The 12966-nt window shown below is 47.2% G+C and carries 12 protein-coding genes; 4 read left to right on the top strand and 8 right to left on the bottom strand.

Annotated elements, in window-relative coordinates; all coding sequences use genetic code 11:
- Window positions 1–8 precede the first annotated feature (8 nt).
- Together coaE and ACO6V5_RS11330 are read right to left on the bottom strand one after the other, a co-directional pair.
- Window positions 9–611 carry a dephospho-CoA kinase gene (gene coaE, locus ACO6V5_RS11335; protein ID WP_422132968.1) on the bottom strand — a complete coding sequence of 201 codons (603 nt, stop codon included), beginning with the start codon at window positions 609–611 and terminating at the stop codon, window positions 9–11.
- Window positions 612–618: 7 nt separating this feature from the next.
- Window positions 619–1491 (bottom strand): prepilin peptidase, encoded by an 873-nt coding sequence (locus ACO6V5_RS11330; RefSeq protein WP_422132969.1) that lies wholly within the window; start codon window positions 1489–1491, stop codon window positions 619–621.
- 801 nt (window positions 1492–2292) lie between these two features.
- Here ACO6V5_RS11330 and ACO6V5_RS11325 point away from each other — a divergent pair.
- From ACO6V5_RS11325 to ACO6V5_RS11315, 3 genes are all read left to right on the top strand, one after another.
- Window positions 2293–3513 carry a hypothetical protein gene (locus ACO6V5_RS11325; protein ID WP_422132970.1) on the top strand — a complete coding sequence of 407 codons (1221 nt, stop codon included), beginning with the start codon at window positions 2293–2295 and terminating at the stop codon, window positions 3511–3513.
- A gap of 586 nt (window positions 3514–4099) precedes the next feature.
- Window positions 4100–4393, top strand: a complete 294-nt coding sequence (locus tag ACO6V5_RS11320) for a DUF1778 domain-containing protein (RefSeq protein ID WP_422132971.1) — start codon at window positions 4100–4102, stop codon at window positions 4391–4393.
- A complete protein-coding gene (locus ACO6V5_RS11315) occupies window positions 4377–4895 on the top strand; it encodes a hypothetical protein (protein ID WP_422412626.1) in 519 nt (172 codons plus the stop codon). The genes ACO6V5_RS11320 and ACO6V5_RS11315 overlap by 17 nt, the downstream gene beginning before the upstream one ends.
- Window positions 4896–5144: 249 nt before the next feature.
- Here ACO6V5_RS11315 and ACO6V5_RS11310 read toward each other — a convergent pair whose 3' ends face one another.
- Entirely contained in the window at window positions 5145–5366 is a 222-nt protein-coding gene (locus ACO6V5_RS11310; protein WP_422132973.1) for a transcriptional regulator, read from the bottom strand.
- Window positions 5367–5427: 61 nt separating this feature from the next.
- On the bottom strand, window positions 5428–6645 hold the full coding sequence (locus ACO6V5_RS11305) for a type II secretion system F family protein (RefSeq protein ID WP_422132974.1): 1218 nt from the start codon (window positions 6643–6645) through the stop codon (window positions 5428–5430).
- Between the two features lie 401 nt (window positions 6646–7046).
- On the opposite strand from ACO6V5_RS11305, the gene ACO6V5_RS11300 reads away from it, so the two are divergent.
- Complete coding sequence (locus tag ACO6V5_RS11300) at window positions 7047–8090, top strand: hypothetical protein (RefSeq protein ID WP_422412623.1); 1044 nt, start codon at window positions 7047–7049, stop codon at window positions 8088–8090.
- A gap of 243 nt (window positions 8091–8333) precedes the next feature.
- On the opposite strand, the gene ACO6V5_RS11295 is transcribed toward ACO6V5_RS11300, so the two are convergent.
- The 4 genes from ACO6V5_RS11295 to ACO6V5_RS11280 form a co-directional block, all read right to left on the bottom strand.
- A complete protein-coding gene (locus ACO6V5_RS11295; RefSeq protein WP_422132976.1) occupies window positions 8334–9152 on the bottom strand; it encodes a symmetrical bis(5'-nucleosyl)-tetraphosphatase in 819 nt (272 codons plus the stop codon).
- A 341-nt stretch (window positions 9153–9493) separates the two neighbouring features.
- Window positions 9494–10300, bottom strand: coding sequence for a 16S rRNA (adenine(1518)-N(6)/adenine(1519)-N(6))-dimethyltransferase RsmA (gene rsmA / locus ACO6V5_RS11290; protein ID WP_422412621.1), 807 nt, complete (start codon window positions 10298–10300; stop codon window positions 9494–9496).
- 287 nt (window positions 10301–10587) lie between these two features.
- On the bottom strand, window positions 10588–11571 hold the full coding sequence (gene pdxA, locus ACO6V5_RS11285; protein WP_422412619.1) for a 4-hydroxythreonine-4-phosphate dehydrogenase PdxA: 984 nt from the start codon (window positions 11569–11571) through the stop codon (window positions 10588–10590).
- Between the two features lie 103 nt (window positions 11572–11674).
- Entirely contained in the window at window positions 11675–12964 is a 1290-nt protein-coding gene (locus tag ACO6V5_RS11280) for a peptidylprolyl isomerase (RefSeq protein ID WP_422492201.1), read from the bottom strand.
- Window positions 12965–12966 lie beyond the last annotated feature (2 nt).

Here is a 12966-nt window from a genome sequence, read left to right as displayed (position 1 = left end):
AACAGGGCTCATGCGTTTGCCAAAGCCATGTAAGTCTTGTGAACCTCATCCAGCTGTTGAAACAGCTGCTCCAGAGAGCCGCTGTTATCAACTACGTCGCTGGCTTTCTCCAGCCTCTGTTGCCGGGAGGCTTGCCTGGCCATAATGGCCCGGGTTTGTTCTTTGCCCATGCCGTCCCGACTCATGGTTCTTGAAAGCTGAATGTCTTCAGGGACATCGACAACCAGAATGCGATCGGTGAGCACATGTTGATCGGTTTCCACCAGAAGCGGTGAAACGATGATGGTGTAAGGAGACTCAGACGCTGCCAGTTCCTGAATAATTTGATGACGGATCAAAGGGTGCAGCAGCTGTTCCAGCCATACACGTTCGCTGTCGTCATTGAAAATAATATCCCTGAGTTTTCTTCGATCCAGTGTACCTTCATCAGTAAGAATATCCTGACCATGTCGTTCTGCAATTTTTTGCAGAGCTGGCCGACCGGGTTCCACCACTTCTCTTGAAGCCTGGTCTGCGTCCACCACGGTAATACCGAGACTGGAAAAGTAGTCGGTAACGGCTGTTTTACCACTGCCGATGCCGCCCGTTACGCCAATAACCAACTTACTCATGCTCAGCTCACAGCCCCATAATCTGCAGATAAGATTGAACCAGTGTTTCCCCCCAAAGCAGGGCAATAAAACCGGCAGCGGCCAGATAAGGTCCAAAAGGAACAGGTTTGCTCCGTTCCTGTTTTTTGAGAATGATCAGTACCACTGAGACAATGGTTCCTACCAGTGAAGACAGCAGAATAATCAGTGGCAGCATTTGCCAACCTATCCAGGCACCGAGCGCAGCGAGTAGTTTAAAGTCACCATAGCCCATACCTTCTTTGCCCGTCAGCAGTTTGAATAACCAGTAAACAGACCAGAGCGAAAGATAACCGGCAGCAGCACCCAGCACTGCGTCCTGCAACGGAATAAATAATTCAAAGCTGTTGGTCAGTAAGCCCAGCCAGAGTAAGGGCAGGGTAATGCTGTCTGGCAGCAGTTGGGTGTCCAGGTCAATCATGGTCAATGCCAGCAGGGACCAGACTAAAAAGCAAAGTAAAACTGTCTGGAGAGTGGCGCCAAAGTAGATACCAACAGCAACGGTCAGCAGGGCAGAGATCATCTCAATGATCGGATAGCGGGCAGAAATAGAGGCTTTGCAGGAAGAACAACGACCTTTCAAAAACAGGTAGCTGATAACCGGAATATTTTCCCAGGCCCGAATCTTGTGACCACAGCCTGGACAGGTGGAGTCGGGCTTGATCAGGTTATAAGGCTCCATCTCAGTGGGCACCTTGTCCGGATGAAGTGTTTCCAGACAATCCAGCTTCCACTGACGTTCCATCATCACCGGCAGGCGCAAAATAACAACATTGAGAAAACTACCGACCAGAAGGCCGACCAGAGTCAGGGTCAGGTAGAAGTAAGTGGGCGAAGATTGCAGTAATTCTATGAGTGCCATTAGTCAATAAATCCGGTTTTCTTAGTATTAAAGTGCCACTCGTTCAGGTTCAGAGACGCATTATAATTCGATAGCAGCGACACTATGGCTCATGGCTGTTTCTGGGGTTACTCTACTTGATTTTTGGCGTCAGTGCATTCTTGGGTGCAGTCTCAATTGAGTTGTCGGGTTATCCTTTGAAAGTCTTTATGGCCTGCCAGCGACTCAGACCATAATGACAATGTATTAAAAATACTGACAGGTGCCGGAAACTGTTACCAGCCAAGGCACCCAATATAGTCAGTGTGGATTTGTCTAGAGTTCTGCAGCAATCGCTTCAAATGCTGCCAGCCACTCGCTAATGCCTTTTTCTTAGTCAACGCAGGGAACAGAGCGATTAACGGATGGTAAAAGCTTTTTCAATAATAAGTACCTAACCAGTTGGTTTCGCATATTCTGGACGGCGGCTTTTTCCACCCTTCTGCGTTCCAACTCTGGTTGCGTAGCTATGGCTACGCGCCCGTCGTTGCGCCTTGAAGGATGAAAAAATCCACTCGCCAGAATATGCGAAACCAACTGGCCAGGTACTTATAGCGGCTTTCCGTTCTTCAGAATAACGAGGAACGATAAACTGTCTACCGCCGACGGTTTTATTAGTAGATTAATTAATAACCGGGACAATAATCATGACACAGCGGGTCCGCCTTCAACCGCACGCCTGAGGTGCGTCGGTTGGAAGGTTTTGTTAGTTGCATCCCATCCTGTTTAAAATATCATGATGATGCCGAAAATATATGAATATTAAATGGAATTCTAAGCGTTATGAAAAAATATAGATACATTTCTCTATCATTAATCCCTTTATGGCTTTCAGCTGACAGCACAATTCCAAGCGATGGTGATAATAGATTCTGGAAAAGCCCATATGAGCAAAGTATCACTGAAATAGAAAATGAGGATAAAAAGCATAATTTAAATAAATATATTTATACAGAGCTTTCTAAAGAGAGTTATTTATATGTGAATGTTAAAAATAACCTTGAATTAGAAATCAGTAATAAAGCTGATTTTGAAGGACAATCTAAATCATATCGAGATAATTATTCTAGATATTCCAAGACAAATTTCAACAAGCCAAATATTCTTAAAGCAGCTCTTTCTTCTGTTCCAAATGCCTCTGAAATTGATGGCAATGCAATACATGGATTGAAAAATATAGACTTTATTCTATCGGGAGGAACCTGGAAACCCTATTCACTGGCCGTTGCAAAAAATCATTTGGCATTTTCAAAAGCAAGACGCACTAACTATAAGTTTGTATTGTTTAGCCAGAATAGTCAGGATGATGACTCAGTAGATTTGATGAATTGGATGCAAGGTATGCAGCCTTATTGGGGGAAAATATTTTTAATTAAGAAATTCCTGAAAGAGGGTCGGGTAAAACCTGGGAAATGGATTGCCTGGATTGATGATGATATTGTGATCAATGATTTCAAGAATGATCAAAGCCATCTTGATAAAATAATAGATTCAGTTGATGAGAAAGTTTGCATTATAACTTCTCGGGACTACTGGTACTATGAAGAGTCAGATTTCTTAGATGGTGGTCATTTACCGAATACAGGCATTATTATGGTTAAGAATACAAGTTATTGCTCTGATATTGTAGGGCAATGGCTTAATTATGGAGATGACCCGGATTTGGGAAAAAACACTCAAGAATATACGCTCCACGAACAAGAAGCCTTAGCTAAGCTTAAAAGAAATTTCGGTCGAGGATCTTCAGTTATCAAATTTATTAGAAACAGGACTAGAGATTGGGATTTTAATACATTTAAAAGATTTAACCATTTTTACAATGGTAGCCAGGCAAATTACAATTCAGATACAGAAAATGAAAGAGCCATAGCTGCACTTATTAATGATGCATATATTCATCACACTGGCATGGCTTCTCTTTATAGGCTTGCACTTATAGCTCACTCACTCTTTGAAATTTCAGGTAACTACCCCCGTATCCAAAATGCTGACGATGACAGCTAACTCCACGCACAGGGGCTACGCATAGGCGAATGTCGCGACCTGCTTTACATGCGCTTTTTATCTGGCTTTTGCAAACTGGAACGCAGTGCGTTCCAAATTGGGCAGGACCGGAAGTGCGTCTTGCACAGCCAGAGATAACGCTGGTTGTGAAGCGAAGACAGAAGGTACTATAGCCGCAGGATTGAGTCTCGATATCATGTGTTCGCTTGGGACTTCATTTTGTTGGGAATGGTGTCAGCACAGAACTGCCGAATTGGTGAGGCAGTTTCAGCCTGGCCGGGATCTGTGACCGGTGCAGAGGTACAGGATGGATTTCTCAGGAACCTGCGAGGTCCAGTATTGACCTGTGTGAATTAACCGTTGGTTCTCTTGTTGAACAGAACCAGGCTGGCAGAAATTGGCTTCAGACCTGCCAGAGCAAAGATGAAGCAACCACAGGAGCTCGGGAACGAATCCATAAGCCACCGGGTGAAAGCAATTTTGCAGGCCGAATACCATGTGGTGAGGCAATTAATTTATTGGTTAATGATCTTCCTGTATGCCATAATGACACACATCTATTCGATAATTAACTAATAGGTGATTTATGGCCTCAATTCCAGATCGTAAAGAAACACGGCTTGTAGCACGAACATCCAAGGATATTCAGGACATTATCCAACGAGCTGCTGATTATTCCGGTGCATCTCTTTCTCAGTTTCTAATTGATTCTGCAATGGAGAAGGCTCGCACTGTGATAACACAAACTGAATCATTACAACTTTCCATGAAGGGGGCTGATGCACTATTTGAAGCCCTGGAAAATCCTCCTAAAGCAAATGGGAAATTATTGGAAGCAGCCAGGAATTATAAGGACACTGTGAATGTCACTAATCATTGAGGAAATCACACGCAATCATGATCGCAAGATCTTTGATTGCGGTATTGAAGAATTAAATAGATTTTTACAACAGCAGGCTCGACAAAAGAGTGTAAAACACATTTCAAAAACCTATGTGGCTTGCCAGGAATCGTCATCAAAGACTATCACCGGTTATTACACTCTGACTGGATATTCAGTAACAGTTCCTCCGGCACATCAATATTACCAGAAGTACCCGCATCCTCTGAGTGCCGTAAAGCTTGCAAGACTCGCCGTAGCTACCTCATATCAAGGGCAGAGATTAGGGGAAATGTTACTAATTGATGCTATTTATCGAACGGTACTTGTTGCAGACCAGATTTCAACTATCGGATTATTTGTTGATCCAATGATGGCAACCGTTGTTTCATTTTATGAACAATATGGTTTTTGTCTAGCCTATCCAGAAGATGAAACAAAACTTGATATGTGGCTGCCCGTCGAAACATGTATAGAATTAGCCAGCACGCTAGGAGCCTGACCGAGAATAGTCTGCCCTACTGCGGCGGCAGCAAATTGGTCTGAAAATCCGCTTTTGTTCGTCAAATAGCTCGCTATTCTCCTCACTAAACCGAATTTTCATCCTCAATTTTCTGCCGTCCTCGCTACGGGCGCTATTCTCGGTCAGGCTCCTAGCAAAAACGCCGTAACACCTCGCCCAATCATGTCACCCGAGTCATTTGAAGCCCAATTGGACAGAATTCCGGCCTCGTGTGCTGCTGACCGTTTCTCATTTCTGCACGGCGGTGGACGGGCTAACATTCAAAAATGCTGCAAAGACAGACTGGCTGACTTTGCATTTAGGGTGCAAATGCTTAATCTGCGTTGGAGCCAACGCCTTTACTGGTGGTAAACATAGTGCATCGAACTTGTGCATGGTCGTGGTATTCATAATGCCAGCGTCATACAAGCCCTTGGAGGTTTCATGCATTGCGTCCAGTAAATCACTCATAGCTAATCTCCACTAAATCACCAGCCTCCAGTGCTTTTTTCAGGTCATCATCAAAATGTTTCTACACAACAGACCCCAACTGGAAGATAGGCAAGTACATGGCAATAATAAGACCACCAACCAGCACACCAAGAACCGACATGATCAAAGGTTCCATCAAACTGGTCAGTCCATCTACCATGTTGTCGACTTCGTCTTCGTAAAAGGTAGCGACCTTATCGAGCATTTCATCCAGAGCGCCAGATTCTTCACCAATCGACACCATCTGAACGGCCATGGCAGGGAATATGCCGGAGTTTCTCATGGCAAATTGGAGTTGCTGACCGCTGGATACGTCTTCCTTGATCCGTTGGGTAGCATCGAAATAGACGACGTTACCTGCAGCACCGGCAACCGAATCGAGGGCATCCACCAGGGGGACACCGGCGGCAAACGTCGTCGATAAAGTCCTGGCAAATCGGGCTACCGCTGATTTATCAAGAATAACACCAATCACCGGGATCTTGAGGGTGATTCGATCCATTTTGTCTCTGGTTGCTTTGGACTTCTGCAACAGTTTTTTGAACAGGAATCCGAAGGCGACAAGAACGGCTATCGCCAGATGCCATGAACTCTGAACCACTTCAGAGATACCGATAACCAGCTGGGTAAAGGCAGGCAACTCGGCTCCAAACCCCTGGAATACTTCCTCAAACTGAGGCACTACATAGACCAGCAGAATACCGGTTACGATCATCGCAACACCCACGACTGCGATGGGGTATTTCATTGCTTTTTTGATTTTTGCCTTGAGGGCCTCGGTCTTCTCTTTGTAGGTGGCGATTCTGTCCAGCAGTGACTCCAGAGAGCCTGACTGCTCACCGGAAGCGACCAGGTTGCAATAGAGGTCATCAAAATGAATGGGATGGTTTCTCAGAGCGTCGGCCAAGGTGGAACCACCGGCAACATCATTCTTGATTTTGCCAATGAGATCTTTCATGGCAGGCTTTTCGATGCCGTCAGAGGTAATATCAAAAGCCTGAAGCAGGGGTACACCTGCTTTCATCATGGTAGCGAGCTGGCGGGTAAACAGGGCAATGTCCATGGGCTTGATCTTGCCGCCCTTTGTGCCCAGTGACATACCTTTTTTTCTGACTTTTGTGGTGCTGATTCCCTGCTTACGGAGTTCGGCCTTGACCAGGGCAATACTACCACTCTGGATTTCTCCCTTGACCTTCCGTCCACTCTTGTCCTTACCTTCCCAGACGAATGTGGCTGTTTTTGTTGGTTTTCGTGCCATATCTAGCCAGTTCCGTAGCTTCTTTTATCATTCTTGTTGAGCCACCGCGATGCAATGGCGCTGAACCGCTGTTAACGGAGTTCGCTATAGGGGGTTCATTATAGCGCTAATGGCTTTGTCGGCGAATATTGTACGAGACCTTAGGGAAACTTTATAGGAAGTAGAAAACAAAATCACAAAAAGATGACAGAAGTCTTCAGAACGGTTGTAAAAAGCCGGTGACTATTCTGCTGTAGCGGGTTTGCCGCAGCGGTTTTTTTACCAGTGAAACCTTTGGTTTTTGACAGAAAAATACGCTTGCTTTCTTGAACTATCACTTTCTTTGTCTACTTTTCCAATCTAATAAATCAAAAACACAAGACAGAAGACATAAAACACAAAACAGATGTAAGGAAAAAATTTTGAAAAAACCACTCTCTTTGGCACTGCTGTTGCTGATGCTCTCTCTGTCTGTGATTTGTCAGGCCAGATCATTGAAAGGAAGTTTTGTTGTCGAGTTTGAACAGAGTGGCGTTTACCCGGGCGAGAGCTTTTCCATAATGTCTGGCGAGCATGGATTGTCTGACAAGCCGTCATACGGTGTCGACGCCGATTCAGGATCGAATTTGCCACCTGATAACGAAGCATTCAGTCTTGGCGGTTACGGAGTGAAAACGTCTTTTATTGAGTCGATTTCTTGGCAACTGATTTACGCTGCTAATCTGCTGGTTGCTTACGAACTGGTTCTGACCACCAATGGCACCCCTGACTCTAAACCATACTCACGTCTGACTGCAGAAGCACTTGCTGCTGTAGGCGCGCTTTTGAAAAGCTATTGGAACGCCGATTCACCGTTCTATAAACCGTTGGGTCAACTGGAGGCAACTCAGGGTGACCCGTTTGCGGTCACCACTATGATGCTTCCTGGTCACAGTCAACAACAAAAAGCGCCATCAGCAGAAGCATCATCATCCGGTCAGCAAGCCTCAGGAACCGCAACCCCCCAAGCTTTTTCCAGCTTTTGGTCTTCAGGCTCTGGCGGCGGTAACGAAGGCTCTGGACAACCCCAGCATACTTTGGGTTTAAATTGTTTTGTCGATTCCTGCGCAGGTGTCTGTAAACTCCCTCAAATAATCGATATTAGCGAGTCAGCTGATTGGTCGCTGGGTCCGCTGGAGAATTCGACGACCCACACTTGTTATGATAATGAGATGGCAGAAACACAACCCTTTGAGCAACCCCATACATTTAAATTTACGTTTACGATGGATGACCCAACAAACAGCTGCACGCTGCATCCAGAGGCAATCTTTACAGGTGATGCCTGGGGGGCAGACGACTACGATCCAGTAACCTGTGGATGCGGGGTAGTCTGTATGAATCATGAGGCTCTTTTGAAGCACCAAAAAAGAGAACACAATACCGGGAGTTCCGAGCAAAGTCAGAATTTCAAAAGAAGGCGCTAAGTACTCAGTCACACGGAATCGAATATTTTTGGCTTATTGGGCAGGTGCTCTGCAAGGCGCAACGACGGGAACATAGCAAGCTATGTGACCAGAGTTGCAACGCATCACGACTGCATGGATGCAGGAGCTAGAGCAACGCAGGAGCAGTTGCCGCGAGTGCCTGAACAAAAAGTCAGAAAATATGACTTCGTATGGTTGAGTACTTAAGGGCCCAAAGTGTTCAACAAACTTCTCTTAGCCATTTCATTCATCCTCATAGCAGCAGTCTACTGAGGTGGTAGTGTAGTCGTCCAGGTTCAGGGCAGTGAGGCAGCGTCCCCAGACGCAACCGGTATCGAGAGCATGGATTTTTTTTCGCTGACTGTTGCCTTCCAGGGCGGCCCAGTGACCAAAAATAATACGTTCCTTGTAGACCGGGCTGTCAGGAAAGCTGTACCAGGGGGCGAATGTCTCTGAGGCAGATGCTGTCTTGTTATCGAGGTCAAGCCGACCGTATTGGTCACAAAAACGCATCCGTGTCAGGTAGGCTGCGGTCAGTTTGAGACGAGCTCGACGGGTATAGGCCTCTTCCATAGAGCTGATGGAGTCTGATTTGAATAAAAACTGAAGAAACTCCTGATAGTTTTCTCCCTGAAGCGCTTTTTCCAGCTTGCCTGCATAAAGGCAGGCCTGCTTCAGAGTCCAGATCGGGGGAATTCCGGCATGCACCATGGTGACTTTGCGTTTTTTATCATGATGAATCAGTGGGCGGTACCTTAACCAATCAAGCAGTGAGTCCCGGTCAGGGGCGCTGAGTAGAGGGGCTAATGTGTCTTTCCTTTTAGATCGGCGAACGCGTGCAGCAACAGCTAGCAGGTGCAGGTCATGGTTCCCCAGAACAGCAGTACAATGGCTACCGAGACTTTTCAGGTAGCGAAGCGTGGCCAGTGAGTCGGGGCCACGGTTTACCATATCTCCCGCCACCCACAATTGATCGCGGCCAGGCTTGAAACGGACTTTGTCAAGCAGGCGTCTGAGAGGTTCGTAACATCCCTGGATATCACCTACGGCGTAAACGGTCATTAACTATAATCTCCTGAACCTTTCAATGTGGAGCAGCAATACATGACTTATAAAGGTTGCTGATTTTTAACATCAAATTGAGGAATGCCTGGTGGAAATGCCCAAAGGCTTTTCCTGATCAGGTGTCTGTTTCAGGATAAGCTTCTGACCGACTCGAAAAAATATCCTTTTCTTCGTTGGCCGGATGGAGGTTCTTCTCCACACTACTGAAAACTGTATTTCCCTGCTAATAGTAGTAACTCAGTGAGCAGCGGGCATGCAAGCTGTCTTGCTGTTTAGCATTTAATAGCAGCTTTTCACGGTGAAAAATTGTTCATCCCCGAGGGTGATGAACAATTGTTTCAGTCGTTCATGGCAGATGTATGCAGATAGTTGGCGATGGCAACAAACTCGGGCAGCGTCACCGTTTCAGGGCGACTCGCTGGGTCAATACCCAGTTCAGTGAGTGCGTCGGCAGAGATCAGCTTTTTCAGAGTGTTTCGCATGGTTTTACGGCGTTGCTGGAAAGCTTCCCGAACAATCCTTTCCAAAAGGTTTACGTCATCCGCCGGGCAAGGTAACTCATTATAAGGCTCAAGTCGTACAATGGCTGAGTCAACTTTGGGGGCTGGTTTGAAACAGCCCGGGCCCACAACGAACAGATTGTCTACCTTGCAGTAGTACTGGGCCATGATGCCCAAACGCCCATAGTGCTTTTCACCGGGCTGCGCTGCCAGTCTTTCCACAACCTCTTTTTGCAACATAAAGTACATATCGCTGATCAGCCCCTGGAACTCAAGCAGGTGGAAAATCAGGGGGGTGGATATGTTGTAGGGCAGGTTGCCCACCAGTCTAAGTGTTTGACCCTCTTTAATGAGAGAGGAGAAATCAAACTTGAGAGCGTCTCCTTCGTGAATTCTGAACTCAGGATTCAGGCCAAACCTGAGCTTCAGAGTCGGGATCAGATCTCTGTCCAGTTCAACCACGTCCAGTTGCCCGGCAGCGTCCAGCAGAAATTCGGTCAGTGCACCCTGACCTGGGCCAATTTCCACAATTCGGTCGCCCGCCTTTGGGTGTATGGAACGGATAATCCGTTGAATGACACCGTGATCGTGCAGAAAGTTCTGACCAAATCGTTTACGGGCCTTGTGGTAGGGAATTTCAGCCATGCTTTTGACAAACTAAACCAGCAACAGAGGGGGCGCTATAATAGCGGCAGATAAGCCATTTGGCTAGGAGCCTGACCGAGAATAGACTGCCCTACGCGGCAACTGCTCCTGCGTTGCTCTAGCTCCTGCATCCATGCAGTCGTGCGGCGGCAGCAAATTGGTCTGAAAATCCGCTTTTGTTCGTCAAATAGCTCGCTATTCTCCTCACAAAACCGAATTTTCATCCTCAATTTTCTGCCGTCCTCGCTACGGGGTCGCCTAGACGGGCGCTATTCTCGGTCAGGCTCCTAGTGAACCATATCGAGAGCATAGCGGATAGCGGTAAACAGGCTGCCCGAATCGGCTTTTCCAGTCCCGGCCAGATCCAGAGCCGTGCCGTGATCGACAGAGGTACGAATAACGGGAAGCCCCAGGGTAATATTGACGGCATTACCAAAGCCTTTGTATTTCAGAACCGGCAAACCCTGATCATGGTACATCGCCAGAACAGCGTCAGCATTTTCAAGATATTTCGGGTTAAAGAGCGTGTCGGCTGGCAGAGGACCTAGCAGATTCATACCTTCATGGTTTAACTGATTCAGTACCGGAATAATGGTTTCTATTTCTTCCATGCCAAGGTGACCCCCTTCTCCAGCGTGAGGGTTAAGACCGCAGACCAGAATTCTGGGGTTCTCGATGGTAAATTTTGTCACCATATCCCTGTGAAGAATTCTGATGACTTCTTCCAGAGAAGATTGTGTGATAGCAGACGAGACATCCTTAAGTGGCAGGTGGGTGGTGGCCAGAGCGACCCTGAGGCCTTCGGTTGCCAGCATCATAACGACTTTTTGAGTGTTGGTTTTTTCGGCTAGAAATTCGGTATGGCCACTGAAAGGAACACCTGCGTTATTGATCACTTCCTTGCTGACAGGAGCGGTGACCATGGCATCGAACAAACCGTTTTGACAGCCTTCAATGGCATAGCTCAGCATTTCCAGAACGTAGGGGCTGTTGGCTTCATTAAGCTGTCCGGCTGAGCAGGGTTTGGTCAGGGAGACAGGGGCAACCAGAAGAGTTCCTTCTCTGGCAGGTTCTTTTTCATCAGGGTTGAATAATTCAAAGGTTATATCCATTCCCAGAGTGTCTGCACGCTGCGCCAGAAGCTCAGGATCGGCAGCGACCACTGTTTGCACTGGCAAATTCTGGTAAGCCAGTTGCAGGCAGAGGTCGGGTCCGATGCCTGCAGGCTCGCCGGAGGTAATGATCAGTCTGGGCAGTGTGTTGCGTGTCATAAGTCAGCCATGAGCCATGAAAAATAGAGTGTGTGCCACAAAAGAGAGTCTACAAAAAAAACAACGCCCCGGAAAACCGGGGCGTTATTCTTCTCGGGATGTCTCAGAGTCGTATGTCTATGTAACTCTGATCTCTGATTTCACGTAGCCACACCTGAAGCTCTTCTTCAAACTTGCGGTTGCCCAGAATTTCACGCACTTTGTTTCTGCGGACCTTGTCGCTGATGTCTGAATTACGTTTACCCAATACCTGCAGAACGTGCCAGCCGTATGAACTCTTGAAGGGGTCGCTGACTACTTTTTCAGGCGTTTCTTTCATGGCTTTCTGGAATTCCGGAACCAGAGTCTTGGGAGAAACCCAGTTCAGGTCTCCGCCATTGAGAGCTGAGCCAGTGTCGTCAGAATAAGCCTTGGCCAGCTCAGAAAAATCTTCACCTTTCTCAATTCGGTCATAGAGGCTCTTGGCGAGCATCTGCGCTTCAAGATCGCTGCGAATTTCGTTGGGCTTGATCAGAATATGACGAACGTGTATCTGATGTTCCATATGCTTCTCGTTACCACGAGTGTCGATCAGTTTGAAGATATGAAAGCCACCAGGGCTGCGAATCGGTGCAGATACTTCTCCGTCTGTCATCTTCAACGCCTGTTCAGCAAAAAGAGTTGGCAGCTGATCAGCAGAGCGCCAGCCCAGATCGCCACCATTTAAAGCGTTCTGGCCGCCGGAGTAGCTGAGCGCCATTTCGGAAAAGTTGGCACCCCTGTCAAGCTGAATAGCAATATTGTTGGCTTTCTTTTCAGCTTCCCGAACCTGATCAGGTGTCGGATTGTCTGGTGTGGCAATGAGAATATGGCCCAGACGATATTCAACTTGCATGCTGGCCTGTCCTTCCGGCGACTTGAGGAAGTTGTCCACTTCCTGCTCGCTGATCTGGATGCGCTCGGCAATCTGGCGTTGACGCACCCGGTTGATGATCATCTCGCGACGAATTTCTTCCCGGGCAGCGGCGTAAGACAGGCCGCCTGATTCAAGATTTTTCTTGAAGGCTTCAACAGACATACCGTTTCGCTTGGCGATTTTACTGATGGCGTCATTCAAAGCCCAGTCATCAATTCGGATTCCGCCGCGCTGACCCATCTGCAGTTGCAGGTTTTCAAGGATCAGCTGGTCGAGCACCTGCTTCTTGAGGATGTTGTCAGGAGGCATGGGAATATCCCGACTGTTCAACTGACGCTGAACAGCTTCGATACGGTTGTTTAGCTCGCTTTCCATCACCACGTCTTTGTCGACGACGGCAACAATGCGATCCAATGGTAGCGACTTGGCGTTAGCCGTACCGCCGACTACTGCAAGGGTGCAGCAGGCGGCAAAGAATAGACTCTTCAATCCCGTCATCA

Source organism: Endozoicomonas sp. ALD068, assembly GCF_049310145.1.
Lineage (GTDB): Bacteria > Pseudomonadota > Gammaproteobacteria > Pseudomonadales > Endozoicomonadaceae > Endozoicomonas_A.
The sequence above is the reverse complement of the archived record's forward strand: the minus strand, read 5'-3'. Positions and strand labels throughout refer to the sequence as shown.

Coding starts and splice junctions, on each gene's coding strand:
- coaE (WP_422132968.1), bottom strand. CDS start 611: ATGAGTAAGTTGGTTATTGGCGTAACGGGCGGCATCGGCAGTGGTAAA.
- ACO6V5_RS11330 (WP_422132969.1), bottom strand. CDS start 1,491: ATGGCACTCATAGAATTACTGCAATCTTCGCCCACTTACTTCTACCTG.
- ACO6V5_RS11325 (WP_422132970.1), top strand. CDS start 2,293: ATGAAAAAATATAGATACATTTCTCTATCATTAATCCCTTTATGGCTT.
- ACO6V5_RS11320 (WP_422132971.1), top strand. CDS start 4,100: ATGGCCTCAATTCCAGATCGTAAAGAAACACGGCTTGTAGCACGAACA.
- ACO6V5_RS11315 (WP_422412626.1), top strand. CDS start 4,377: ATGTCACTAATCATTGAGGAAATCACACGCAATCATGATCGCAAGATC.
- ACO6V5_RS11310 (WP_422132973.1), bottom strand. CDS start 5,366: ATGAGTGATTTACTGGACGCAATGCATGAAACCTCCAAGGGCTTGTAT.
- ACO6V5_RS11305 (WP_422132974.1), bottom strand. CDS start 6,645: ATGGCACGAAAACCAACAAAAACAGCCACATTCGTCTGGGAAGGTAAG.
- ACO6V5_RS11295 (WP_422132976.1), bottom strand. CDS start 9,152: ATGACCGTTTACGCCGTAGGTGATATCCAGGGATGTTACGAACCTCTC.
- rsmA (WP_422412621.1), bottom strand. CDS start 10,300: ATGGCTGAAATTCCCTACCACAAGGCCCGTAAACGATTTGGTCAGAAC.
- pdxA (WP_422412619.1), bottom strand. CDS start 11,571: ATGACACGCAACACACTGCCCAGACTGATCATTACCTCCGGCGAGCCT.
- ACO6V5_RS11280 (WP_422492201.1), bottom strand. CDS start 12,964: ATGACGGGATTGAAGAGTCTATTCTTTGCCGCCTGCTGCACCCTTGCA.